Below are 26002 nucleotides of genomic sequence, written 5' to 3' on the forward strand. Positions count from 1 at the left end.
TTAAAAAGTAACATTCAAACCAAAAATATAGGCCTTGCTGCGCGGATATGCCGAAAAGTCAACTCCCGGCGTCATCGGTGTACCGCGACGGGTATTTACTTCCGGATCATATCCGGAATACGGCGTAACCACAGCCAGATTATTCAACGTAACATAAGCCCTTAATTTCTGGACCAGGAATCGTTTGGTAAGCCTTTCCGGTAAGGTATATCCCAAGGTGATGTTGTTGATACGCAGGAAGGAGCCGTCTTCCACAGCCCATGACTGGGGTGCAAATGCAGCATAGGCACTTTTTACGGGTTGCCAGATTTTGGCATGGGCATTCAGGGCTGCCAGCTGATCAGGATCCGTTACCAGATTGCCCTGATCATCAACAATACGCCAGCGGTCCTTCATGATAGCCAGTAGATTGGCATAGGGTGTATATCCACTGGCAAATTCAAGTTTATTGGCATTAAACACTTTGTTGCCATACTGAAAATTCACAAATATGCTCAGGTCAAAGCCTTTGTACACAAACTGCTGGTTCAGACCTCCAAAGAATTTCGGATTGGCATTGCCAATAATGGTTTCATCGCCTGCACCCAGTTGTGCATATCCGGTTGTGATCTTTCCATCCCCATTTAGATCTTTGAACTTAATGGTGCCGGGCTGAGGAGCTGTTCCGGTAATACTGCTGTTATCCACAACACCTGGCTTCAATGTGTAAGTACCAGTCGTTTTATCATAATTAAAATCATCAAGCGTATAATATCCATCATTCACAAACCCAAACATGCTACCCACAGGCTTACCCACCTGCACAATATAATCGTCAGGATTGTTGCTGCCGGCCCAGCCAGAATTCACAGTGAAGAAAGTCTGGTTGCCCAGGCTCAACACTTTGTTTTGATTGAAGGAAATATTAAAGCTTGCATTCCAGCTGAAATCTTTTGTTTCAATGAGGTAGGTATTCAACTGCAATTCAAATCCATTGTTGCTGGTAGAACCCACATTTTGAATCTGTGTGAGATAACCTGATGTTTGCGGAATACGCACATTTACCAACAGGTCTTTGGTTTTATTTCTGTAATAATCAGCACTAAGTTGCACCCGGCTGTTGAACAGGGATACATCCAGGCCTATATCACGCGAGAGCGTAGATTCCCATTTCAAGTAAGGATTGGCTAAAGCCACGGGGCCATAGGCTGTAGCGAGTTGGTCTTGTAATCCATAATAATTCCCGTTGGTATTAAACTGTGTTAAAAACAAGAACGAAGAAATGCGATTGTTTCCAGCTTCGCCGTAGCTCAAGCGCAGTTTCATGTCGGAAATCACCGGTTGCAATCCCTGCATGAAGGGCTCTTGTGAAATGCGCCATGCCAGCGAAGCAGCGGGGAAATAACCCCATTGCCGGCCTGGAGCAAATACGGAAGAACCATCGGCCCGGATGCTGGCTGTGGCTAAATATTTGTCCTTGTAGTTGTACATGACGCGGGAAAAGAACGACAGAATCCGCTGAATATCTTCGCTGGAAGTGGGTGAAGGTTCTTGAAAGCCAATCGGTGGGCTGGCAAGACTTAAATTACCCAGCGCCTTTTGTGGCGAAGTACCATTGGGAAAATATTTCTGTACAATACCCAAAGATTTGTTTCTGGTTTCATAGGTTTCCTGACCTACGATCAGCTGAATATGATTGTGCTGATGGAATGAACCTTTGAGTTTATTGTTGGAAAAGGTAAACACGTTTGAATTATCAAAACTCAAATAATTGTTATTGCTGATGGTGGCAATGGGCATGGCATTGCCATTTAACCTGGAATTATAGGAAAGGCTGTCATCATATTGATTGGTATTTTGCAAATCATAGGTATAACCCATGGTTGTACGGAAAGAGAGAAATTTGGTAATCGTCAAATCCGCATATCCACTCAATCCCAACACTGTCCGATATTGACGTTTGTATTGTGCCTTGATGAGCAGCAGCGGATTCACGAGATAAAGCCCATTAGCATTGGTATTATCGGCCAGGCTGGCATCGTAATAATCCAATGAGGTACCGGGCGACAGAAATGGCGGATAGCGAATGGCCTGGCGCAGAAAATTGGTGGCGCTACTGCCTGGATTGGAGGTGCCTGCTCCATCGATGGTTTGGTTATCAAACCGCACATTAAATCCCACTTTCAGATAATTGGTGGCCTGATGATTGAGCCGGAAGTTAACCAGCTTACGGTTGAAATCGGATCCTTCCATGATGGCCTGGGTTTCGTTGTCGGTCAGACTCAGGCTCACCTGTGTTTTTTCACTCCCACCGTTGATATCCACGTTATGGGTTTGCATCAATGCTGGTCTGCCAAACACCTGATCCTGCCAATCGACGAAGGGCGCCTGCTTGTATTGGGCAATATCACTCCAAAGCCCAAAAGTCTTATAAAAATTATTCAGATTCTGCTGGCTTCCCTGCGCCCATTCATATTGATACAACACATAATCATAGGGGTCAAAAACTTTCAATTCTTTCTCCAGTTTCTGAACCCCCACAAATCCGTTATAGCTAACTGTCGTACGGCCGGCTTTACCGCTTTTGGTGGTAATAATCACCACGCCATTGGCTCCCCGTGCTCCATAAATAGCCGTAGCCGAAGCATCTTTCAACACATCGATGGATTCAATGTCCTGTGGAGAAAGCGTAGAAAGGGCATTGTCCATAATCACGCCATCCACCACATAGAGAGGGGAATTATCCTGCGTGATGGAACCTCCGCCTCGCACCCGAATCATCACCTGCGCATCGGGCGAGCCTTCCGAGCCGGTAACCTGTACACCAGCCAATCGGCCAGCCAGGGCCTCAGCAGCTGAGTTAATCGGTACATCTTTTAGCTGTTCGGCTGTAACAGAGGAAACAGAAGCGGTGAGATCGCGCCGGTTTACCGTACCATAACCTACTACCACTACCTGATTCAGCAGTTGCTGGGAAGGGATCATCTGCACTTGCAAGCGGCTGCCAGGCGTGGCAGCAATCGTCTGGGTTTGATAACCCACATAGCTGAAAACCAGATGATACTGGGCTGCTTTGGGCACTTCCAGGCTAAAATTGCCCTGGGCATCGCTTACTGCTCCCGTATTGGAATTTTGCAGCCGCACTGTAACACCTGCAAGGGGTTGACCGGTGCTTTTATCAGTCACACGACCCTGCAGCTGCACCGTTTGTGCCCATCCTGCGAGTGTACCTAACGTACATACAAAAAGGAATATCCATTTTTTCATACAGCAATACCTTTTTTAGGTTTAAAAAGTAGCGGGTAATCCCCAATGAAAAAGAACAAACTTGATCAGCCTGGCTGATTTTCCATGACAATTCTACATACTCTGTCCTTTCCCAGCAACGATTTCACCGAATTTTTTTACGCAATCGTTCCCGGTAACGTTGCCGAAAAATGAATCAGAAGCAAAACAAGGAATGGGTAATGGTATATGTGGGAGATCAAATCAAAAATGCAGGAAAAATATGGCTCAGAGCTGTCGGATGGCATCTGCCTTTACCCATCCCGAAATGTGGTTAGGAAGCTGGATCTTGCACCAGCTGCCGGCCATATCCAGCACTTCACAGGGCACACCTTCGGAGAGCTGGGTCATCACTTCACTTTGGGTGTCGGGGGCTGTGTACAGGGCAGCCTGAGGTGCAATGCAAACAGCGGCCCCGTGCGGATGGGTGGATTGATAAGCACTTAGTGCGATTACTATTAGCAACAACAAACTGCAGATGCTTGCCCCAAAAATATATTTTACACCTGATTTGTTCTGCCCCTTAAGCCAACGTATCGCCAGCAGCAAAGCCACGATCCAGATATTGACTACAAGGAGTAAAGCCCATGTATTGAGTGAGAACATGTGAACCAGTCGAAACCAGACGGATACAAAAAACAAGGGTGGAAGGGTTTCCGGCATGTCTTTCACCTGCTGCTCTGCCACATGCAGGTTGTGTTCAATATCAGCCGTTGGCAAGCCTTTTTCCTGTGCCAGCAACAGCGCTTTTCTGAAATAATACACGGCTTCACCCATATGCCTGGATTCAAAAGCAGCACATCCGGCATTGTAATACACATCGGGTGAAACAATGCCTTCGCTTATGCATGCTTTGTATAACTGAAATGCGCTGTCGTATTTTTTTTGCTGAAAATATGCATTGGCTTTGGAAAAATGCGTTAACACCGGGTCTTCAGCATACCCGCTCATGCCCCATCCCATCAATAAACAGCCTGCTATCCAGAGCATCTTTATCCAGAATCTTGTTTTTGCACGACCCTGCTTCATGATTATTTTTTTAACTGGCTTTCAAGGCTGGAAATCCATTGCAAAGCCTGTTGATATACCTGTTCCCTGTCCTGCGATGAGGTGGTGGGAGCATACAGCGCTTGTTCACAATGATCCAGCAATTGGAACAAGGCGTCTATCTGCCCGGGTTGTATGGCTTTTTGCAAAAGAGTTTCCCTGACCCTTTCCCGGCTCAGTTCTGCAAAAGGAATATTGCATTTATGGCTGAGATAGCCCCAGAGCGCCTGTGATGTTTCCTGATAGAAAGCTTTTTCCTGCTGTTGGCGAAGCAGTTCTCCAGCTTTTGCCAGACGCTTCCTGGCTATCTTGTTGGCCTGTTTATTTTTCCACAACGCTTCATCCGTGCGCAGCCATGCTAAACGGCGCTGTTGTCGCCACCACAGCCATACACCCAGCAATGGTAAAACGAGCAACAACCAGTACCACCATTGTTGCCAGAGCGAGAAATCGCTGTGCAACCAGAGCAGCGGAGTCAAATGAATGGGTGCGAGCTGATCGGGCAACATGTGCTGCTGGCTGAAATCAACCGGTGCAGCCGAAGCCCGGCTACCCATAGTCACATGCAAGATAACCGGAGCCGTCTCCACCTCTTTGTAGGCTTTAGCCTGCGGATCAAAATAGGCAAAGCGGATGGCCGGTATTGTATAATCGCCTGCGGCATGCGGCATGAAGACATATTCAAAACTGCGAGAACCCGAAAAGGGAATGCTGTTTTTCTGGAAATGATCTTCAATTTTCGGATCGTAGCTGTCAAAACTGCTGGGGAAATTCACCGTCGGCGCACTAACCATCTGCAGATTGCCGGCTCCGCTGATGGTAACTTTTAATGTGCCAGCATCATCGGTACTCAAGCTGGGTTTATCTACCGTGGCTGTAATCGTGAAATTACCCACCGCACCCGTAAAGTTGTCCGGCTTACCTTCTTCCGGCAATGGCTTGACGTGAATGGTTACTGGATTGCTGGTAAGGTGATAGTCATAATCCCGATAGGTGATACCCGATCCTCCACCAAAAGGATCATCAAAAAATGGATCATCAAACGGATTGAAATGGAAAGGATCTTTCAGGAATTCTTCCAGTGGATCGGTGTGACGCACGTGCCGGGAAGGTTTGTTGAGGATATAAAGCCGCACCCGGTTGTCAATCTCCACCGGATCCAGCTGCAGCTTACCCGTTTGAAGGGGAAAAAGAATGGTTTTGCGGATGGTAAACACTTTGTATCGTTTGCCATTCACGATTTCGGTGGTGGCCTGCGGCGGATTGGGCAAATCAATATCATGCGTAGAAAAACCACTGAAAGCCGGAACCTTCATGACATCTGAAGTGGTCTGCAGACGGGTATACAGTTTATAGGTAGCCACAATCTGCTCGCCCTGGTAAACATCTGTTTTATCTACATCCACCTTCACAAATAAATTTTTGCGGATCACTTCCATCGGATCGTCGCCGCTGCGAATCAGACCCGGAAACTGATCCAGATCCGTTTCGTCTTCATCGGGAGGCATAAAACCAGGCGCAGCAGGCATAGGCACCTGAGGAACAGAAGCTGCAGAGCTATTACCAGCATTACTGTTGGAAGCCACGCCAGCCATTACCTGAATGGTAACCGGATTGGAATGAAGGGTCGCACCATCCACAGTGGCTGTAGCCCCGTCAATGGTAAATTTACCCGCCCTTAATGGCTGCAATACATAGGTAACCGTGTAGCTGGACGATACCTGGCCATTGATAATGCTGGTTTGCTGGGATTGAAAATTTTGCAATACCTGAAAACCTTTGAACGAAGGGGGTGTAAATGCCGTAACGCGTTGGGCATTTTCCAGTACAAATTGAACCTGAAAGGGCTGATGTAAATCAACAGTATGCGATTGCACACGGGTGGTAAAATGCACGGGCGACGATTGCCCGGTAGCATGCCGTCCCGCCCAGAGCCATAACCCGCAGCAAAGCACCACTTTCCAGCTGTAAAGGATACCGCGTTTCATGTCAATTCAGCCAACAAATATATCCAAAGCCGCTGCCACAGGCTGTTAGGGCTAAGTTAAAAATGGTGAAAAAATCTTATGTGTCGGCCGGAATATCTCCTTCCATGGGCCGTACGATTAATTCCTCTACTACGGTCTGGGGAGCTAAACAGCTCAACTGCCACACCAGAGTGGCAATATCTTCCGGAGGAATAAAACGCGTGGCGGGTGCGGGATAACCAGCCCATGAGTCGGTGAGGGTAGGGCCGGGCATGATGGCTGTCACCTTGATCCGGTAAGGCTTTAACTCTTCCCGCAAGTTGCGGGAAAAGCCCAGCAATGCAAATTTGCTGATGCTATAAGATCCGCCATTGGCATAGGCCTGTAAACTGGCCACAGAGCACATGTTAAAGATATGTCCCTGCCGTCGGGCTATCATCATGGGCAACAAAGCACGTGTAAGATAATAGGCACTGTAGAGATTGATAGCCATCAGACGTTCCAGCTGCCCTTCAGCTTCCTGATGTACGGCTCCGGGTTCAAAAATACCGGCATTATTTACCAGCACATCAATCACCGGAAAACGCTGCTGCACAAGCCGGACAAAAGCTAATACCTGCTCCTTATCAGACAGATCCACACGTTCGGCAATCATTTCTCCTTCAGGATGCAATCTTCTGGTTTCCTGTAACACGGCCTGAAGAGCCATTTCATCACGTCCGCAAATGGCTATATGCCAGTGTTGCCGGGCAAAATGCAAGGCAATGGCTTTCCCGATGCCTTTGCTGCCCCCACTGATGACTATGTATCCCATGAAAATCAAAGGTATGAAAAGCTGATCAGGTAAGATATTTCAAAGGGGAATAAGATGAGAACCCTCGGCCTTAAGTCTGTGAAGCTGATGTTGCACTGGTGCCAACCGGATTCTTTCTTACGAGGTCCTGCGTTCAAAAAACTTCTATCACCATGAGCGGAAGACGGGAGTCGAACCCGCGGCCCTCAGCTTGGGAAGCTGATGCTCTACCAACTGAGCTACTTCCGCTTTTTCCGGTCTCACCGCAAAGCTATGAAAAAGCTAATCATCCCGCTCTGCTTTACCCAGCATATCCCATTTTACCGAAATATTGATCACACGGCCATCGAGCGGAGCATAAATTTCCTTGAATTGCGGATGCTGAGGGGACCCCGTGAAAAGTGGCCCCCATCGGGATTGGCGGGTATCCGTGATATTTTCTGCATTCAACAAAATCAAGAATCGGGAAAATTGCCGGGCCACCATCAGGTCGAATGTCCAGTAAGCCCGCGTAAGCATGCCATCATCCAGATGCTGATGTCCGGTATAAAACGCTTCAATGCCACATTTCACATCGCCCTGGTGCCACAACAGCGTGGAAACAAACCTGCCACGCGGCGTAAGGGGTAAATCAGGATGAAGCCTGTTGTACCTACGCACAGCATGGATAAAGGTATATCCGAAATAAGCCTCCCAGGGTGAAAGTTGCAGGTGCACATTCGATTCCAGTGCAGTGGTAAGGATGGGTGCCGGAGCATTGACAAATACGATGCTTCCGGTAGAGGAGCTTGCTTGTTGGGCAGTATCCACGAGCGCGTTTTTCAGGTGTGTAACATAGATTCCCTGATCCAGGCTCAGGCTTAGTCCGTTAGAAAATGTTTGTTGATAATAGGCATTGCCCGATAGACTCAAAGCCCGCGCCGGCAGCAGCGACCCTGATGCTGCAACCACATGCAGATATCCATTCTCTTCTGCCTGTGCATTGAAAAAGTCCGGAATTTTGTAGCCCCAGCCCCATCCACTGCGAAGCTGAAGGCCTGCCAGAGGCTTCCATAACAACATAAGCCGGGGCAAAAGAAAACGCCCATATACATTATGCCAATCGAGTCGCAAACCAGCCTCCACGGTGAATTCTTGCCCAACTTCCCAGTCGTCTTGCAGAAACAAACCCAAGGTATGGTAATCGTATGGCGGTGGTGCGCTACTATCAACGGCTGCAGGCAGATAATGATCGGTCAGCAAATTTAGCCCGGCTACCATGTGATTTCTTTTCCACGCAGGAGCATAGCTGATTTCTGAATAAGAATCGTATTGACGGCCCATAAAGGCATTCAGCTGTCTGCGATACGCGACTCCACTGGTTTTGATCGTAAAAATGGCGTTATGAATCTTTCGCTGATAGCGTAATTCCGCATCCTCCCGGGAGGTCAGGCTTTCCTGCACATACGGATGCAGGCTGTCGGCGCCGGATTTCAATGCCTGCATGTCGCCTCCCTTTCGTAGTTCGTGAAAAAGATGCAGGGTCAGCCAAAGCTGGCTGCTGTCGCGGAAATACAAATAGCCCGAGGGCTGCAACGTAAACTGCCTGAGGAAGGGAAGATCCGAAAATCCATCGTGGTTGACATCAAAAGGTTGCTGGAGGCTGTAATCAGCCATCCAAGCCGTACCTATCCGTTGGTTGCGGGATGCAAAATAACTACCCAGATCCGTTCCTCCTTTATGGGTTTGATTGACAACCATCGTCCAGGTCGGCGTAAACGGTGGCTGCTTCGATACCAGATTGATTACGCCCGCAATGGCATCTCCGCCGTACAGGGCTGAGCTGGCACCTTTGATGACTTCTACCCTTTGCAAATCGAGCGGAGGAATCTGCAACATGCTTAAAGAGCCAGACAGTCCACCGTACAATGGAAAACCATCTTTTAACAATTGGGTATATTCCCCATCCAGTCCGAGCAGCCGTATGCTGGCATAACCTGAAACGGCAGATGTTTGCTGCACCTGTGTGCCCGACAGTTCCGTCAGCAGTTCCCGGATATTGCCGGGCGACATAGCTGTGCCTTCTTCGATATCATCCTCATCAACCACCTGCACATGCGTGGGAATATCGGCTATGGGTTGCGGAATGCGGGTTGCAGTAATCACTACCTGCTGCAATGCCTGACTCAGAGGATGCAACATAACCCGCAAAGTATCCTGCGGGTAACTGCTCATGGCTACACGCCGGGATTGATAACCCATGCCCGACACCTGCAGCACTACAGGAAAACGCTTGACCCCCTCCCAACGCACCACCCCACAAGAATCGGATATCTGAACATGTCCACTGCCATCATCCACCACAGCAGCGCCAATCACCGGACTATGGGTTTGTTCATCTTCAATCTTTAATATGATTTCGCTCCTTTGCTGCGCCTGTAGCAGCAAACAGCTTATGCAAAACAGAGCAATATAGGCTGCAAAAACAATTTTTTGAATAGCATTCATCCTGAAAAGTTTTGAAAACTGAGATCATACAAAGAAGATTGATCATACAACCGCACCCTGATCTGCAAAGTTGAACTGCTTATACGCCTGAACTTGCAGATCATGATTTTACCAAACTACCATGTAGTAATACTTTCCAAAGAATGCTACCTGCGGAATACCCTGTTCATCAAAAATACCGGTCGCTGAACAGGGTACGTACAAAAGAGAGTATACCAGCGAAACAAACAAGCTGAAAAAATGCAAATCAGCCTCAGATAAATCGTAGTCAAATAATGGGTGAAACAATGATGAAGGCTGCTGTGAAAATACCTGCCAGAACCGTTCCTGGAAGTTTTGCCTACTTGTTTGCGGGATGCAGGGATTATCCGGATGATCTTTTCTTCCGGCAAACAATAGCTCAGCAAGAACAAACCCAATCCAACCAACAGGTATTTAACCACTCGCCATATTTTGCTGCACCATGCAGGTATCTGGAAATCAGATTCCGACAGCTGGTACAAAGCAAAATCAAAAGGTAGTTCTACCGTTACTAACATCAAGCCGGTGAACAAATCAAATACTCCGTTGCCCCATCTGAGCTTCGGTTTCTGAAACCCATCCCGAACATACAAGCGTTTTTGCATCACAAGTGCAATCACAATCAGTTGCACCCGCAATAGATACATTTCATCCACCAGCGCCGGAATATCAATGTATGGAATACGACGTTTCATGGGGATGCGGGTGATGAGGAAGTTTGTTGGGCAGCTACACAACAATCGCCATGCTTGCAGGCATCAGCAGGGGTTTCCATTTCAAAAGTGCTGTGCTGAATATGCATATCGCGTATCACAGCCTCCAGTTCATGCCTGATGCGGCTCGATTCAGCAACGGATAATTGCTGATCTACTACCACATGGGCAGTCAATGCATTTTCCAGTGTACTCATGGCCCAGACATGCACATGATGCACATTTTTTACTCCTTTTACCTGTTCCATCCGACGGGTCAGAGCTTGTACATCCACATCCCTGGGCACTCCATCTAACGAAAGACGCAGGCTTTCCTTCAATAAATTCCAGGTGCTGATTAAAATAACTGCTAACACGGCAAAACTAATAACCGGATCCAGCCAGTACCAACCAAAGGCAGCCATAAGCAATCCGGATATTACCACAGCCACTGACACCAGGGCATCGGCAAGCATGTGCAGAAAGGCTCCTTTCATGTTTAAATCCCGATGCTGATACCGGAAAAACAAAAAAGCAGTAAAACCATTGATGAGTATACCACAACCTGCCACAATGGACACATCTATGCCGGCAATAGCAAGAGGATGCAGCATTCTCTTCACTGCTTCCATACCGATGGCACCCACTGTAATCAGCAAAATCACAGCATTCAGTAAAGCAGCCAGAATGGTGGTTTTGCGATAACCATAGGTAAACTGCTGATTGGGACTGATTTGCAGCAACCGGAAAGCCAACAAGGAAATCACCAGGCTCAGCACATCCATCAGATTATGCCCGGCATCAGCTACTAGCGAGAGCGAATGCAGCCACAAGCCCACAAAGGCTTCCACCAGCACATAAGCCGTGTTCAGCATAACTCCTAACCACAACACCCGCCGGAATGAATCATGGAGCCCGGCTGGTTTATGCGGGTGTGAAATGTGGGAATGATGCACATGCATAGCCTTTCAATTGATGAACCATCGTATTCGGAATGCATCCAGACAAAGGTAGGTGAAATATCAGGTATCTGTGTCTATAATCAGGAATCGGGTCAGCTGTGATTAACGGGATTGTTGCCAGGTAAAAAGCAAGGGATACAGAGTTACAAAACGGGGGAAAAGCTGTGCATACCAGGAACTCGTATCCGGATCCGGAAGATAATGCTGTTCCTCATCTGGTTGCGATGGGTGCCGGTGCAATGAAAATCCATAACCCATATTGGACGGAAGGATATCTGCCGAGGAAGTCAACGCCATCAATGTCAACACACCTGTACAGGATGCATCGGTTTCACTGCGCACACACAGCTCGCGACCCGTGATATCGGCCAGCAGTTGAATCCATTCGGGCACATGAACAATGCCTCCGCTGAGCCATATCTGCCGGAAAGAACCTGTAAGCTCCTCGAGCAGATCCACCAGCTGCTTCACGGAAAATCCTATGCCCTCCAGCAACGCCCGTTGAAAGTGCATGGCCCGGTGCGTAGCACGAATGCCCACAAAAGCTCCCTGAGCCAGCGGATCCCATACCGGCGATCGTTCTCCCAGAAAATAAGGTAAACACATCAATCCTTCACAACCAGGTGGAGCCATCATGGCTTGATGAACAAAATGCTTCACGCTACCCGCACAATCCGCTTCACCAAATACTTCTGTAAATTGAGTTACCGCACCCCCACCATTGTTCAAAGCGCCTCCAATGATATAATGCCCAGGCAATAACATGTAACAGAATAATCTCCGTCCGGGGTCCATCAGCGGTTGAGGCAACCACCTGCGTACTGCCCCACTGGTACCAATGGTGATGCTCACATCTTCCGTACCCGCCAGCCCGGATCCAATAGCCGCCAGACAGCCGTCTGTCGAACCTACCATCACTGGAATCCCGCCCACAAGTCCCGACTGCTGCACCAGCCTGCACCGCGCGTCTGTCTGCAGCCAGGTGAGCGGAGAAACAATTTCCGGCAATTGCCCTCTTTCCAATCCGATATGGCCGAGCACTTCCATATTCCATTGCCGCGTATGCATGTCAAACATTCCCGTCGCACCGGCCATGGCATAATCTGTTAATACCTCACCCGTCAGATGATACAAGACATATTCTTTTACCGACACCCACCAGCGCACCTGCGATAACCAGGGCTCCATCCTTTGATTCCAATATATCCATTTACAAACCGGAAGCATAGGATGAACCGGGACGCCGGAGTGCGTATAAATCGTTTCCCCCATGGCTGCTTTCAATTGTTGAGCCGCATCCATGCTTCTCCGGTCTGACCAGATGAGCAAAGCCGACAATGCCCGGCCATCGGCATGCATGCCCATCAAACCGTGCATGGCCGCACTGAAACCCAGCGCAGCTGGCTGACCCAAGCGCTGCACCGCTTCCCGAATCAACTGAGAAGTGGCCTCCAGAATTTCATCCGGATATTGTTCAACTCCATACTCCCCCACTGGGTGTACCGGATAAGGCTGTTGCAAAAACAGTAACACCCTGCCATCGGTCGTCGCACAGCACAGCTTGGCCGAGGAAGTACCTAAATCTATGGCCATCCGATACCGTTTCTCGTCCGCATGGTTGTTTGATTTCATGGCATTGAATTAATACGACCAAATTAGTTTTTGCAGAAAAATTGACCTAAACTGAATGACGGAAATCCTCTTTTTTGCTGATCTTTTTGAAATGACCCTTTTCATACAGCCACCACATGCCTTCGAAGGATTAACGGAAACTGAAACACAGGCCAGGCTGAAGCCTTGGGATCGAAATACGTTCCAAACCCGCTAAATTCCCATAACCTTACGCATCCAAATCTGGAGTCCCATTTTTCTTCATGATTATCAAAAAGTATATACGGCCGAGCCCTGTTTGTGTGTGATGTCGAAACCCAAAACGGCTAACCGATTGAACATATCCGTTTGCCCGCTGCCCACCTTGTGTGTTATCGCAATCCTCTGTACAGGATGGACAGAGAAGGTCGAAGGTGCTCAATCGTTTTATCTGCAAAAAATTCATATTCCGAAAAGCTGAAACTACAGATCTTTAACATAGAAATCGGATATATCATGTCTTTTGATTTTGCACACCCCTACCATTTTGATCCTCGTTACAGCCGGCCTGTAGCTTATTTTTCGATGGAATATGCTATTCATCAGCCGCTTAAGATCTATGCCGGCGGATTGGGATTCCTGGCTGGCTCACATTTGCGCAGTGCTTATGTCCTGAAACAAAATATGGTAGGAGTGGGCATACTCTGGAAATACGGGTACTACGATCAGGTGCGCAATGCTGATCAGACGATGGGTGTGTTGTTTCAGGAAAAAATTTATCATTTTCTGGTGGATACAGGTATTCAGTTTACCATTCGCATTCACGGACAACCCGTGCAGGTGAAAGCCTGGTATCTGCCACCGGAAACCTTTCAGACGGCCCCTTTGTTTTTATTAAGTACGGATGTGCCAGAAAATGATTATCTGGCAAAAACCACATCACACAAGCTGTATGATGCCGATCTGGCGGCTCAGCTGGCGGCTGATATTGTACTGGGCATTGGGGGTGCCAGGCTGTTTGAATACCTGCCATGGAAACCGGAGATTTATCATCTGAACGAATCGCATGCCTTGCCCCTGGCTTTTTATCTGTACCAGCAACATCAGGATTTAGATGAAGTGAAAAAAAGACTGGTATTTACCAATCATACACCCGAAGCCGCCGGTAATCCTCAGCATGATTATCATTTGCTGGAAGAGATGAGTTTCTTTGGTGAATTGACAGCCGATCAGGTGCGCCGGATCACAGGTATTGATGGTGCAGTGTTTAACCATACGCTGGCTGCCTTGCGGATGGCGGGCGTTACAAACGGTGTTTCGGAAATCCACACCCGTGTTTTGCATCAGATGTGGGGGCAATATGACCGGATTTCCCCGATCTGTTCCATCACAAATGCCCAACATGCTGGTTACTGGGCCGACGCGGAGATGTATGAAGCGTTGCAAACACGCGATGCAGCACGCCTGCGAAACAGAAAACGCCAGCAAAAGCAGGCCTTGTTTGAAGTCGTCGCCGATCAGTGCGGAAAATTATTTGATCCGGACGTGCTTACCATTGTCATTGCCCGGAGATTTGCAGGATACAAACGGCTGGATTTGCTTCTGCACAAACCCGATGCGTGGGAGGCACTGGTAAATAATGCCCGGCAACCAGTACAGCTGATCTGGGCCGGAAAGCCCTATCCTGCCGATCAGGGCGCCATCGGGTTGTTTAATCATCTGGTGCACCTCAGTAAATCATATCGGAATGTGGCTGTGCTTACCGGCTATGAGTTGGCTTTGTCCAAACAACTGAAAGCGGGGGCCGATGTATGGTTAAACATTCCCCGCCTGACACGCGAAGCCTCGGGCACCAGCGGCATGACGGCAGCCATGAACGGCGCAATCAATGTAAGTACGCCCGACGGTTGGTTTGCGGAATTTGCACGGGATGAGGAAAACAGTTTTGTAATCCCGGCAGCTCCGCCCGATTGGTCACCTGAACAAGCTGATGCCCACGACGCCACCCAACTGTATGACGTGCTTACCCGGAAAGTCATACCAACATACTACGAAAATCCAGCACGATGGATTGATGTCATGATGAACAGCCTGCGGGATGTGATACCCCGGTTCGATAGCAACCGCCTGGCAGATGAATATTATGAAAAGCTCTACAGACCTGAACAATATCGCTCTGCACCGGCCTGAAGATTAAAAAAAACACAAAGGATGAAGCGAAGTTTTAAAAAATTATCTTGTATAAAACGCAAAATCCCTATATTCGTTTTCCCATACAACCAATCACCTCTGGCTTAACTCCACAACAGGCTGAAGCGCAGGTGGGCTCTGCCGCATATTGAATCTGTAACCCATATCTTAAAACATAGATGCATTATGAGTGATTTTCAGATCAAAAAATCACCCGAGGTTTACGATGTATGTATCGTCGGATCGGGGGCAGGAGGCGGCATGGCCGCGTATGTACTGGCACAGGCAGGTGTCAAAACAGTATTGCTGGAAGCAGGACCTATGTTTGATCCGGCCAATCCGGCTCAGCGCACCCAGCTGAAATGGTCGTATGAATCGCCACGACGCGGTGCCGGCACCACCCGGCCTTTCGGAGATTTTGATGCAGCCTGGGGAGGCTGGGAAATTGATGGGGAACCATATACCCACAAAGACAACACCCAGTTTGCCTGGTTTCGCTCCCGAATGTTGGGTGGTCGTACCAATCATTGGGGGCGTATTTCCCTACGCTTCGGCCCACTGGATTTCAAACGCAAAAGCATAGATGGCCTGGGAGAAGACTGGCCAATTAGCTACGACGATATTAAACCCTACTACGACAGGGTGGATAAGCTCATCGGTGTATTTGGCACCAACGAAGGCCGATACAATGACCCTGACGGCTATTTTCTGCCTCCTCCCAAACCCCGCCTGCATGAACTGATGATCATGGAAGCAGGTAAAAAGCTGAACATACCTGTAATCCCATCGCGTTTGTCGATCCTGACCCGCACGGTAAACAAGGATCGCCAACCTTGTTTCTATTGCAGCCAATGCAACCGCAGCTGCATGATTTACGGTGATTTTTCTTCTTCCTCGGTGCTGGTAAAACCGGCCGTCAGCAGTGGTCATGTTACCGTGATTCCCAACGCCATGGCCCGGGAAATCCTGACTGACCAGAACGGATTGGCAACAGGGGTTTCCTACATCAACAAGGAAGATTTGCAGGAATACCAGGTGCGCGCCCGGGTAGTAGTGCTGGCAGCCAGTGCCTGTGAATCAGCCCGCTTGCTGCTCAATTCCAAATCGCCCCGCCACCCCAACGGGCTGGCTAACTCCAGCGGTGTAGTAGGCCATTATCTGCACGATTCCACCGGAGCGGGCCGTATGGGCATTTTGCCACAGCTGTTCGGCCGCAAACGCTATAACGAAGACGGCGTGGGCGGTATGCACGTTTACACCCCCTGGTGGGGCGATAACAAAAAGCTTGATTTTCCCAGGGGCTACCATATCGAATACTGGGGCGGCATGGGCATGCCCTCCTACGGCTTTGGCTGGGATATCCAGAACCTGAACGGCCGCTTCCCCGGACGCAACGGGAAAGTAAAAGAAGCTGGCGGCTATGGAGCTTCCCTGAAGGATGATTACCGCTGGTTCTACGGCGCTACCTTCGGCATGGCCGGACGTGGAGAATCTATAGCCCGCTTCGAGAATTATTGCGAAATCGATCCCAATGTGGTGGATAAATACGGTATCCCGGTCCTGCGCTTCCACTACACCTGGACAGATTATGAAATCAAGCAAGCCAAACACATGCAAGACACATTTGAAGAAATCATCCATGCCATGGGCGGTATTCCATTGGGTGACAAACCCGGCCCCGAAAGCAACTACGGGCTTTCCACTCCGGGTGAAATCATCCACGAAGTGGGCACCACCCGCATGGGCAATGATCCGCGTACCTCGGTGGTGAACAAGTTCAACCAAGCACACGACTGTAAAAATTTGTTTATCGTGGATGGCGGGCCATTCGTATCACAGGCCGATAAAAATCCCACCTGGACAATTTTGGCGCTTAGCATGCGCGCCACAGAATATCTGGTGGATCAGCTCAAGAAAAGAAATATTTAACCCGCTTTTTTTCAAGGCTTAAAAAATATTGAACCTATGGACAGAAGAGAATCTCTGAAGGTGCTGGCCCTCAGCTCGGTTTCTGCCGGATTGTTGCTGGATGCCTGCAAACAGGAAACCAAAAAGGAAACGGATGAGCTCCCCGCTTCCCTGAAGGCATGGGATGAAAACAGCGGCCGGCAGCCTTTTGAAGTAGAACGTGATAAAAAACTTGCCAGTGAAAAGTTTTTCACCGAACACGAAATGAAAACAATTGCCATCCTGGCCGATATCATCATCCCGGCGGATGAACACTCTGGAAGTGCTACCGACGCAGGAGTGCCAGATTTTATTGAATTCATCGTAAAAGACATGCCCCGCCTGCAAACACCCATGCGCGGAGGCCTGCGCTGGCTCGATGTGCAATGCATGAAACGATATGGAACTGATTTTGCCAGCCTGAGCCATGAACAACAAATTGAAATGGTCGAGGAAATTGCCTATCCCAACCGGGCTAAACCCGAAATGGAACCCGGCGTGGCCTTCTTCAATTTGATGCGCAACCTCACTGCCACCGGCTTTTTTACCAGCGAAATGGGCATCAAAGACCTGGGCTATGTAGGCAACCAACCCAACTTCTGGGACGGAGTGCCGGAAGATGTGCTGAAACAGTTTGGGCTTGCTTATGACCCCCACATTCCGTATATCAAAGCCGATGAACGGGGTAAAATCATGACCTGGAGCTGATTTTCCAAATAAAAAACCAATGTGATATGAGCGAACAAAAATCCCATTACCCACACCAGCATGATCCATCCGATCAGAAAAAATCCATTTCCCGGAGACAGTTTATTCGGAACGCGGCTTTGGCCACAGCAGGATTTTACATTGTACCCCGCCATGTACTGGGCCGTGGCTATGTGGCACCGAGCGACAAGCTCATCATTGCCGGCGTAGGTGCCGGTGGAAAAGGTGGTGATGACCTGCGCCATTTTTACGCCACCGGCAAAGTGGAAATCGCCTATCTGTGCGATGTGGACGACCGCCAGGCCCAGGACAGCCTGAAACGCTGGCCCAAAGCCAAATACTACCACGACTGGCGCGAATTGTTTGACAAAGAGCATGACCATTTCGACGCAGTAAGCGTGGGCATTCCCGACCATAACCATGCCATTGTGGCTTTTCATGCCATGCAGTTAGGCAAACATGTGTACGTTCAGAAGCCCCTGACCCACGATATCTACGAAGCCCGTATGCTCACCGAAGCCGCCAAACGCTATAAGGTGGTGACCCAGATGGGCGACCAGGGCGCATCCAGCGACGGCGTGCGCCAGCTCAGAGAATGGTATGAAGCCGGCATCATCGGTGAAGTGCATACCGTATATTGCTGGACGGACCGACCCGTATGGCCTCAGGGCATTCCTTGGCCTGACAAGAAACCTCCCGTTCCCAAAGGGCTGGACTGGGATCTGTGGCTGGGGACCGCTCCCTATCGGGAATACGAAGACAATGTGGTACCCTTCAACTGGCGCGGCTGGTGGGATTATGGCACCGGCGCCCTCGGCGATATGGGCTGCCATATCATCGGACCCGTATTCAAAGTACTGGGGCTGGATTATCCCACAGAGGTCAACTGCAGCGTAAGTACCCCGTACATCACCAACTGGACACAGGCCTATTACCCCGATAGCGGCCCAATTTCTTCGGTCGTTCATTTCAAATACAAAACCCAAAAAGGCAATGAAGTCCGCCTGACCTGGATGGATGGCGGTATCCAGCCTGAACGCCCGGAAGAACTGGGACCCAATGAAATCATGGGTGACGGTGGGAACGGCGTAATCTTCATAGGTACCCGTGGAAAAATGATGTGCGCTACCTACGGGGAAAATCCCCAATTGCTGCCCACCTCGCTTACCAAAGAAATCAATGTGCCCCAAAAATACCCCCGGGTGCCGGGCGGTGCCGACGGGCACTACGGTCAATGGGTGGATGCTTGCATAGCAGGTTACGGCAATATGGAAGTGGATTCGCCTTTTGTGGGATATGCCGGCCCGCTCACGGAATGCGTGCTGATGGGTAACCTGGCTATCCGTAGCTTTAACTACCGTGAACCCAACAGCAACGGGCGTGGCTATCGTTATCCCGGACGTGGCATCACCCTGCAATGGGACGGCCCGAATATGAAAGTCACCAATTTCGATCCGGCTAATCAATACATCCGGCGGACCTACCGCCAGGGCTGGCCGGAATTGAGCTTTTAACCAGAAATCCGGGTGGAGCCATTGGCTCCACCTTTTTTATTTCATTCACCCTTAGCCATACAGATTTCCCCATGAAACGAATAACATCCTGCTGGTTTATATGCTTTTTTTTAATCGCCAGCCTCTGGAAAGTCCATGCCCAACAACCCATTCGTGTAGCCTGTGTGGGCAACAGCATTACGGAAGGATATGGCCTGGGCGATAGTACCTATCCCAAAGCCCTGCAGCGCATCCTGGGCAGCGCCTATGAAGTGCGAAACTATGGCCTGGGCGGCCGAACCCTCCTCAAAAGCGGCGATCACCCCTATTGGAAAGAAAAAGCCTTCCAGGAGGTACAGCAGTGGAACCCGCAGATTGTGATCATCGAATTAGGTACCAACGATTCCAAACCGTGGAACTGGAAAGACAGCCTGAACTTTATCCCTAACTATCGGGAATTTGTGGAAATATTCAAGCAATTACCCAGCCATCCCCAAATATATCTATGTCTTCCCCCACCTTCATTTTCCGATAAATTCGGCATCCGGAATGCCGTGATCAAAAAACAAGAAATTCCAATGATCAAGCGTGTAGCCCGCACCGAACATGTCCGGATCATTAACCTGTACAAGGGTATGCAGCATGAAGGGGCCCATTTTTATGACGGCATCCATCCCGATAAAATCGGAGCCGTGCACATGGCCACCTATATTGCCCGACAGCTGAAACTGCCCCACCAGCCTTAATAATGTGCCACCAGCCAACGCAGCCAGTCGCCCATCCGATCCCTGAGCCTGGCCGGGGAGCTGACGTAATTGCCTACCAAGATGCTGAAGGCAAGCATACGTCCACGCCTGGTGAGCAAATATCCACTCAGCGCTGCCTGGTTGCTCAGGGATCCCGTTTTGGCATAGAGCTTACCCCGCAAATCCGGATACCGACTCAACGTACCGCTTCCGCCCGTAGGCAATAAGGCAAAAATATGCCTGCTGGAACGACCACTATCCATGGTGGGAAAATCAGCTATTAGCCGTTGAAGTAGATAAACCATATCATCGGGTGTGAACAAGTTCAATCGTGAGAGCCCCGACCCATCAACCCAACGCGGCGGTTGTGGCAAGCCTGGCAACAGGCTGTCCAGCACCCACCGGATTGTACGCCGGGTATCCATCGTATCAAACAAGCGATAGCTGCACATCATCAGGGTTTGTTCAGCATAAAAATTGTCGCTTCTGAACATCATGCGGCGGAATAAACTATCCGTCGGCACATTGGGAATTTGTTTTACCGACACATCTTCTCTGACCAAATGCCGGTCTGGAAAGAAAAACACAGGCTTATGAAGGGTATCTGAAAGCAAAAGCGCGCTCACCGAATCTTGCAGCACGCGATAGGGAATCTGCACATGCACGGTATCTCTGACGGGATGTAAGATAAACCGATTCGTTTCCGGCAGGCGTTGTACAGGGGACAGCCCGGCTATAGTATCCCATCTTACCAGCTCCGCCTTCTGAAAATAGGCGGGCATCATTTGCACCCGATGATCGTAAAGGGTGCACCAAACCACATTGCCATACAAGGGTAGTGTATTTCGTTCTGGTTGATAATCTTCGGCATAATCATCCCAGGCCCATCCGGGGCCCCATATAGCATTCCGATTAACGGGTTCCAGTAACGCCAGTACACGGTGGGCATCGTTCAGCAGAAAATTTGCAGCACGCTGCTCTTTAAACTCAGGATGAAACAGGCTGGGATCGCCTGTGCCCTGGATGAACAGCGTATCCTGGTTTTCAGCATATAAAATACCAGTTGTAGAATCGCTGAGCAAATGCAGCCCGGCAAAAAGGGTAAATAACTTGGTGTTGGAAGCAGGATTAAAATATTGCTGGTTATGGTATTGCAAAATGCTGCGCCCACGTGAAATATCATAGACAGATATGCCTACCTGTGCCCCTCGAAACAGGCTATCCTGCAACCAGCGGTGGGTAAAATGTTTTATCCGGTGCTGACCCACTACGGATTCACGCAACGGACTGCAGCCTGCACAGATCAGGCCCGAGATACTTATCCCCAGGATGCACCTCCACAACAAATGTATAGGGAGGCCAGCAATATTTACCTGAAAGCCAATCATCGTTCCTGTGCCCGTAGCCAGCGCTCCGGTATTTCATTGCGACAGGCCTGGTAATAATCTTCTGCCGTACAGGGAATAAAACGCTGGTCGGGCAGCTGCATCCACCAGCGTCCGGTACGCTTGCTGCGCAGAAAGAGGGTTTCTACATCGGTAAACCGCACATGAAACTCCCAGTAAGCCTGTTTTTCTTCCGGAGGCGGATCCATGCTTCTCCAGTAAAAGCCTTCTATGAAATACCAGATCATCTGGGCAATTTGTTTGGCTGTTAGCTCATGCTGATCCCTTTCCGGATGATACCCATAAATACCCAATGAGCTGAGTCTGGCGCTCATACCCGCATACTTGCATAGCAGGCACATCTCCTGTCCGGTAAAGCCATTCGGAGAAAACCAGTTGGCCGGGACGTCACTATGCCGGATGGCATTCAGATCAATACTCAGCATATCACTCATCCGCAAAGCCGGCTCCATATCTTCAGGCCTTTCCTGTGCATAACCCACCCGATAACAATCAAACCGCAGTTTATCGAGCGTTTCCAGCATGTGTGGCTGCACATAATAGCTCTGAAAGCCAATATGGTTGTAATGTTTCAGAAAATTAGGCTGGGAAACAAACAAATCCATCAAAAAGGTATCCGCCGGCAATGTGCTGTCTTCCCGAATATCAAACAAGGCATCAATCAACGTGGCTTCCATGAGTTGCTCCCTGGCCACATAGCCCAGATACTGGCCATAGGTGAGGTCGTGTGATCCGCCCAGCATCACAATCAGCTTGCCATGTGCCAGCAATTCGCCTACCACGGTCTTCATAGCTGCATAGGTGTCTGAAATCTGCCTTCCTGATTGTATATCACCCAGGTCGGCAATTTTGATTTCGGGATGCCAGTGAAACAAGCGATACAATTGCCTTCGGATGTAAAATGAAGCTTCTGATGGCTGGGAAAAACCTTCGCCACGCTGATCCTGTAGGCCTATCAATACGATATCGGCGGCCGTCCAGTCGGGAACCGACTTTTCATGTACCTGTATCTGAGCACCGAGCTGAAGCTCATGATAGGCTTCGTCTTCATTGATCTGATACCGATCTACCGGCATCAATAACTGTTCAAAAAATGTATCTGCTGCCATGCATTATCATTCACCGGAAAGCAAACCTAACCTAATTCGCGCGGAAATGAACATGCAAAACTTAATTTTTGCAGATGAAAAAATAAAAGGGCGGTAGCTCCGACTTTCTGGCATAACGCAGGATCTTACTGGGTTTCCTGATCATGCGTGTGTGAACAAAATCATATAACTCATAGCTAAGTACAAAGCGGGAAGGTGTTTCAATGGCAGATAGCATAAGGTTCAACATGCGGATTTCTCTTTCTTTTGCAACGGGATAATCTCCATCGGCCTTTTCCCGCTCCGGCAACCAGAATTTATGCTCATCAAAAAAACGATATGTGTTGTGATCCCAGGACATGTGTGTTTGATGCATATTTATTTAATTTTAATGCATTCGTTTCTTTGTCATAGTTGGGCAACCGCAATCATTATGCTTGATTACTCCGCAACCGCCGGTACCCAACATCAGCATGATCAACAAAAATAATAACCATTTAGTTGACTTCATCATTTTTTCTTACAGAAACGTTTGTTTTCCAGATTTATGATATTCCAATCAGGCTAATTTCACGATTTATTCATATCTCATAACAAAAATTCTCATTTAGTTTCGCTGAAAAATACAGTGGTTTGACAAGCAAGCGAATCCTGGTTGCCCCTCTTGATTGGGGGTTGGGGCACGCCACCCGATGCATTCCTATTGTGCGTGAATTGCTTGTGCAGGGATGCGAGGTTTGGCTGGCAGCTGAAGGTAAGCATGCCCGCCTGTTGCAGCTGGAATTCCCCGACCTGCCCATCCTTACGTTGAAAGGTTACCGCATTCGCTATACCCATCACAACCATGGGAAATGGTTTGCATGGAATATAGTTCGGCAAATCCCTCGGATTTTCAGTACGATCCGCTACGAGCACGAATGGCTACAAAAAATGCAGCGCCATTATCGGTTTGATGCCATCATTTCTGATAATCGGTTCGGATTGTTTCATCCGGACATTCCATGTGTGTTCATGACTCATCAGTTGCAGATTCTGGTTCCCGGGTGGATGGAAAAGCTGCCGGGCCCGTCTGCCTGGCTCCGACAGCTGAACTATCGGTATATCCGGCGATTTGCAGCCTGCTGGATTCCCGACTGGCCTGGTTCAATCAACCTGGCAGGTAAACTTTCCCATCCGGCAAACCTGCCTGATCATGTCTCGTACATCGGACCGCTTTCACGCTTTGCTGCCTTGCCCGATATGCGCAAAAAACATGATGTGGTGGCTTTAATTTCCGGGCCCGAGCCGCAGCGTAGCCTGCTGGAAAAATTACTGATCGCACAGCTAAAAGATGCGCCCTTACAGGCTTTGCTGATCAGGGGCAGGCCCGATGAGCCTTTTCAGGAAATCTCCATCAATAGCCATTTGACCATCATCACTCATCTGCCCACTGCCCAATTAAATGAGGTAATGCAATCGGCTCATGCTGTGATCTCCCGTTCGGGCTATACCACTATCATGGATCTGGTGGCAATGAATCAGAAGGCAATCCTCATTCCCACTCCCGGACAAACGGAACAAGAATACTTGGCCGTTTATCATCAGCAACAAGGCATATTCCCCTATTGCTCCCAATCTCAGTTTCACTGGCAGCAACAACTGCCTCAACTGTCGCTTTACCCATCGCCCGCTACTCATTTTCCCTTGCCCATGGATATGTACAAATCCAGGATTGCAACATTCTTAAACAGCCTGTAGCACCCATGCGGGAGATTTGATAAATGGCTGACATTGCACTCCTTCCAGGCTGCAGGTATGCCCTAACTTTGAACCATGGAATTGATTGAAACCCGAATCAAGCCTCAACATGGGATGTTGATTCCCCAAAATCCTGTTCTTTGCCCTAAGCTCACTCGTTATTTTTTTCTTTTCCTGGGTGGATGGACACTTGTCAATCTGCTGCAAGCCAGTTTTACCCAGCTTAATCCCGATGAAGCTTACTACTGGTTATATGCCCAGCATCTCGAATGGGGTTATTTTGATCATCCTCCCATGATTGCTTTGTTCATCAAACTGGGCAGCCTGTTGCTATCTGGTGAATTGGGCGTGCGTTTGCTCACTGTACTGGCGCAAAGCATAAGCCTGATATTCATTTGGCTCACGGCCCGCTCGTGGACCACGGATGTCAAAACATTAGTTTTATTTTTCGGTATAGCAGGTTCCATCGCGTTGTTTGATGTATATGGATTTGTGAGCACGCCCGATGCGCCTTTGCTGCTGTTTGAAAGCATATTTCTATGGGCTTATCAGCAGTTTTTGCGCCATGCAAACTGGAAAACGGCTTTTTGGATATGCCTTGGCATGACCGGCATGATTTACAGCAAATACCACGGCTTCCTGATCATTGCCCTGGTATGCTTGTCCAACCTCCGATTGCTGAAAAATGGCTACTTCTGGGCTGCAGGGATATTAACCTGTTTGCTTTACTTGCCACATGTGCTTTGGCAAATCCATCATGGCTTCCCTTCACTGGAATACCACCTGATAGATCGTGCTGAACCCTTTCAATGGCAATACCTGCTGGAATATTGGCCTAACCAGATGGTTGCACTCAACCCTTTTACCCTGGGACTGATCCTTTACCTCATGTACCGGTTTCGTCCACAACATGTATTCGAAAAATCTCTTTATTTCATCATCGGCGGCCTGTTGCTTTTTTTCTGGCTGATGACTTTTCGCGGACATGTAGAGCCGCAATGGACAATAGCCGCTGCTGTACCGATGATTATCATCACCTACCGACAGGCTACGCAAAAACATTCGTTCTTCCGCTATGTGCATCGTTTCATTTTCCCAACCTTGTTGTTGATTCTGCTGGCACGTATCATACTCATCGTCCCCCTTCCGTTTGTTGATGTTCCGTTTTACGGACACCGGGAATGGGCCACTACGTTGCAACGCATAACAGGTAACCACCCTGTCGCATTCATGGATAGTTATCAAAAACCATCGTTGTACACATTTTATACCCATCAGCCAGCATTCACATTCAATAGCATTGATTATCGAAAGAATCAGTTTGATATCTGGAAAATGGAAACCCGGTTTCATGATCAGCCTTGTGTGTTGGTAAGTACACCGGAAGATCCTTATGCACAGCCTTATTCATTGCCTGATCAGCAAACGGTATATCTGCATTTCACCAGGCATCTGCCCACCGTCCAGCATCTTCGCATTCATTTCAAATTCGCTGATACACATGTGCGTGCTGGAGAAAATATCCGCTTGCCTGTAGAGATCTACAATCCATACCCATTTGCCGTGCATTTGCACAATCAGGAATTTCCTGTGAGCCTGAAGACGGTTTGGATTCATGGAGATAAAAAGTGGAGCGAACCATTGATTTCATCTGAACTTCCCCCTATTATTGAGGCACATGATACCATACAAACCACCATTCAATTTTCCGTTCCGAATTTGCCAGCCTCACATGTACACATGGCAATTTCCTTCCAGGCAGGGGTAATCAAGCCAGCATTCAATTCATCATTTGTAAGCCTGCATCTTCAATAATTCTTTGCAAAGCGTTAATTTTAGCCAGATTAAACCTATCCTGTTGTTG

Annotated in this window: 18 protein-coding genes and 1 tRNA gene; 7 read left to right on the forward strand and 12 right to left on the reverse strand. The window is 48.8% G+C overall.

The genetic code is table 11. The annotated features are described in order from the left end of the window. From BM367_RS04360 to BM367_RS04400, 9 genes are all read right to left on the reverse strand, one after another. Entirely contained in the window at positions 1 to 3246 is a 3246-nt protein-coding gene (locus BM367_RS04360; protein ID WP_092458244.1) for a SusC/RagA family TonB-linked outer membrane protein, read from the reverse strand. Positions 3247 to 3492: 246 nt separating this feature from the next. Further along, positions 3493 to 4293, reverse strand: a complete 801-nt coding sequence (locus BM367_RS04365) for an SH3 domain-containing protein (RefSeq protein ID WP_092458247.1) — start codon at positions 4291 to 4293, stop codon at positions 3493 to 3495. A gap of 2 nt (positions 4294 to 4295) precedes the next feature. After that, positions 4296 to 6299, reverse strand: coding sequence for a BatD family protein (locus tag BM367_RS04370; protein ID WP_092458250.1), 2004 nt, complete (start codon positions 6297 to 6299; stop codon positions 4296 to 4298). Positions 6300 to 6375: 76 nt separating this feature from the next. Next, positions 6376 to 7092: an SDR family oxidoreductase gene (locus BM367_RS04375; RefSeq protein WP_092458253.1), complete on the reverse strand. Its 717-nt coding sequence runs from the start codon at positions 7090 to 7092 to the stop codon at positions 6376 to 6378. Positions 7093 to 7247: 155 nt separating this feature from the next. After that, positions 7248 to 7320 (reverse strand) — tRNA-Gly (locus BM367_RS04380). A 33-nt stretch (positions 7321 to 7353) separates the two neighbouring features. Next, positions 7354 to 9558 carry a TonB-dependent receptor gene (locus BM367_RS04385; protein ID WP_092458256.1) on the reverse strand — a complete coding sequence of 735 codons (2205 nt, stop codon included), beginning with the start codon at positions 9556 to 9558 and terminating at the stop codon, positions 7354 to 7356. Positions 9559 to 9704: 146 nt separating this feature from the next. After that, complete coding sequence (locus BM367_RS04390) at positions 9705 to 10274, reverse strand: hypothetical protein (protein WP_092458259.1); 570 nt, start codon at positions 10272 to 10274, stop codon at positions 9705 to 9707. Then, positions 10271 to 11233, reverse strand: a complete 963-nt coding sequence (locus BM367_RS04395; RefSeq protein ID WP_092458262.1) for a cation diffusion facilitator family transporter — start codon at positions 11231 to 11233, stop codon at positions 10271 to 10273. The genes BM367_RS04390 and BM367_RS04395 overlap by 4 nt, the downstream gene beginning before the upstream one ends. Positions 11234 to 11335: 102 nt before the next feature. Next, positions 11336 to 12865: a gluconokinase gene (locus tag BM367_RS04400; RefSeq protein ID WP_092458265.1), complete on the reverse strand. Its 1530-nt coding sequence runs from the start codon at positions 12863 to 12865 to the stop codon at positions 11336 to 11338. Between the two features lie 474 nt (positions 12866 to 13339). Here BM367_RS04400 and glgP point away from each other — a divergent pair, with 474 nt between their 5' ends. The 5 genes from glgP (at position 13340) to BM367_RS04425 (ending at position 19907) form a co-directional block, all read left to right on the forward strand. Next, positions 13340 to 15013 (forward strand): alpha-glucan family phosphorylase, encoded by a 1674-nt coding sequence (glgP, locus tag BM367_RS04405; protein WP_092458268.1) that lies wholly within the window; start codon positions 13340 to 13342, stop codon positions 15011 to 15013. A gap of 186 nt (positions 15014 to 15199) precedes the next feature. Beyond that, a complete protein-coding gene (locus BM367_RS04410; protein WP_092458271.1) occupies positions 15200 to 16942 on the forward strand; it encodes a GMC oxidoreductase in 1743 nt (580 codons plus the stop codon). A gap of 36 nt (positions 16943 to 16978) precedes the next feature. Continuing rightward, entirely contained in the window at positions 16979 to 17668 is a 690-nt protein-coding gene (locus BM367_RS04415; RefSeq protein WP_092458274.1) for a gluconate 2-dehydrogenase subunit 3 family protein, read from the forward strand. Between the two features lie 26 nt (positions 17669 to 17694). Then, a complete protein-coding gene (locus BM367_RS04420; RefSeq protein ID WP_092458277.1) occupies positions 17695 to 19182 on the forward strand; it encodes a Gfo/Idh/MocA family protein in 1488 nt (495 codons plus the stop codon). 71 nt (positions 19183 to 19253) lie between these two features. After that, the gene (locus BM367_RS04425; RefSeq protein WP_092458280.1) at positions 19254 to 19907 is read left to right on the forward strand and encodes a GDSL-type esterase/lipase family protein; all 654 of its coding nucleotides are present in this window, start codon (positions 19254 to 19256) and stop codon (positions 19905 to 19907) included. Here BM367_RS04425 and BM367_RS04430 read toward each other — a convergent pair. The 3 genes from BM367_RS04430 to BM367_RS04440 all read right to left on the reverse strand — a co-directional run bounded on the left by BM367_RS04430 (position 19904) and on the right by BM367_RS04440 (position 22777). Further along, positions 19904 to 21295, reverse strand: coding sequence for a D-alanyl-D-alanine carboxypeptidase/D-alanyl-D-alanine-endopeptidase (locus BM367_RS04430; RefSeq protein ID WP_092458283.1), 1392 nt, complete (start codon positions 21293 to 21295; stop codon positions 19904 to 19906). The genes BM367_RS04425 and BM367_RS04430 overlap by 4 nt on opposite strands. Then, positions 21292 to 22422 (reverse strand): formimidoylglutamase, encoded by a 1131-nt coding sequence (locus tag BM367_RS04435; RefSeq protein ID WP_092458286.1) that lies wholly within the window; start codon positions 22420 to 22422, stop codon positions 21292 to 21294. The genes BM367_RS04430 and BM367_RS04435 overlap by 4 nt, the downstream gene beginning before the upstream one ends. A gap of 61 nt (positions 22423 to 22483) precedes the next feature. Beyond that, positions 22484 to 22777 carry a hypothetical protein gene (locus BM367_RS04440; RefSeq protein WP_143103947.1) on the reverse strand — a complete coding sequence of 98 codons (294 nt, stop codon included), beginning with the start codon at positions 22775 to 22777 and terminating at the stop codon, positions 22484 to 22486. A 257-nt stretch (positions 22778 to 23034) separates the two neighbouring features. Here BM367_RS04440 and BM367_RS04445 point away from each other — a divergent pair, with 257 nt between their 5' ends. Together BM367_RS04445 and BM367_RS04450 are read left to right on the forward strand one after the other, a co-directional pair. Then, a complete protein-coding gene (locus BM367_RS04445; protein WP_143103948.1) occupies positions 23035 to 24138 on the forward strand; it encodes a glycosyltransferase in 1104 nt (367 codons plus the stop codon). A gap of 75 nt (positions 24139 to 24213) precedes the next feature. Continuing rightward, complete coding sequence (locus BM367_RS04450; protein ID WP_092458296.1) at positions 24214 to 25953, forward strand: ArnT family glycosyltransferase; 1740 nt, start codon at positions 24214 to 24216, stop codon at positions 25951 to 25953. Positions 25954 to 26002 lie beyond the last annotated feature (49 nt).

This window comes from Thermoflavifilum thermophilum (genome assembly GCF_900116565.1).
Taxonomy (GTDB): Bacteria; Bacteroidota; Bacteroidia; order Chitinophagales; family Chitinophagaceae; genus Thermoflavifilum; species Thermoflavifilum thermophilum.

Bases quoted from the DNA above. Each gene is read 5' to 3' on its own strand.
- BM367_RS04420 (WP_092458277.1), top strand. From the start codon at position 17,695: ATGAGCGAACAAAAATCCCATTACCCACACCAGCATGATCCATCCGAT.
- glgP (WP_092458268.1), top strand. From the start codon at position 13,340: ATGTCTTTTGATTTTGCACACCCCTACCATTTTGATCCTCGTTACAGC.
- BM367_RS04395 (WP_092458262.1), bottom strand. From the start codon at position 11,233: ATGCATGTGCATCATTCCCACATTTCACACCCGCATAAACCAGCCGGG.
- BM367_RS04410 (WP_092458271.1), top strand. From the start codon at position 15,200: ATGAGTGATTTTCAGATCAAAAAATCACCCGAGGTTTACGATGTATGT.
- BM367_RS04365 (WP_092458247.1), bottom strand. From the start codon at position 4,293: ATGAAGCAGGGTCGTGCAAAAACAAGATTCTGGATAAAGATGCTCTGG.
- BM367_RS04400 (WP_092458265.1), bottom strand. From the start codon at position 12,865: ATGAAATCAAACAACCATGCGGACGAGAAACGGTATCGGATGGCCATA.
- BM367_RS04430 (WP_092458283.1), bottom strand. From the start codon at position 21,295: ATGATTGGCTTTCAGGTAAATATTGCTGGCCTCCCTATACATTTGTTG.
- BM367_RS04375 (WP_092458253.1), bottom strand. From the start codon at position 7,092: ATGGGATACATAGTCATCAGTGGGGGCAGCAAAGGCATCGGGAAAGCC.
- BM367_RS04450 (WP_092458296.1), top strand. From the start codon at position 24,214: ATGGAATTGATTGAAACCCGAATCAAGCCTCAACATGGGATGTTGATT.
- BM367_RS04385 (WP_092458256.1), bottom strand. From the start codon at position 9,558: ATGAATGCTATTCAAAAAATTGTTTTTGCAGCCTATATTGCTCTGTTT.
- BM367_RS04425 (WP_092458280.1), top strand. From the start codon at position 19,254: ATGAAACGAATAACATCCTGCTGGTTTATATGCTTTTTTTTAATCGCC.
- BM367_RS04360 (WP_092458244.1), bottom strand. From the start codon at position 3,246: ATGAAAAAATGGATATTCCTTTTTGTATGTACGTTAGGTACACTCGCA.
- BM367_RS04390 (WP_092458259.1), bottom strand. From the start codon at position 10,274: ATGAAACGTCGTATTCCATACATTGATATTCCGGCGCTGGTGGATGAA.
- BM367_RS04440 (WP_143103947.1), bottom strand. From the start codon at position 22,777: ATGCATCAAACACACATGTCCTGGGATCACAACACATATCGTTTTTTT.
- BM367_RS04415 (WP_092458274.1), top strand. From the start codon at position 16,979: ATGGACAGAAGAGAATCTCTGAAGGTGCTGGCCCTCAGCTCGGTTTCT.
- BM367_RS04435 (WP_092458286.1), bottom strand. From the start codon at position 22,422: ATGGCAGCAGATACATTTTTTGAACAGTTATTGATGCCGGTAGATCGG.
- BM367_RS04370 (WP_092458250.1), bottom strand. From the start codon at position 6,299: ATGAAACGCGGTATCCTTTACAGCTGGAAAGTGGTGCTTTGCTGCGGG.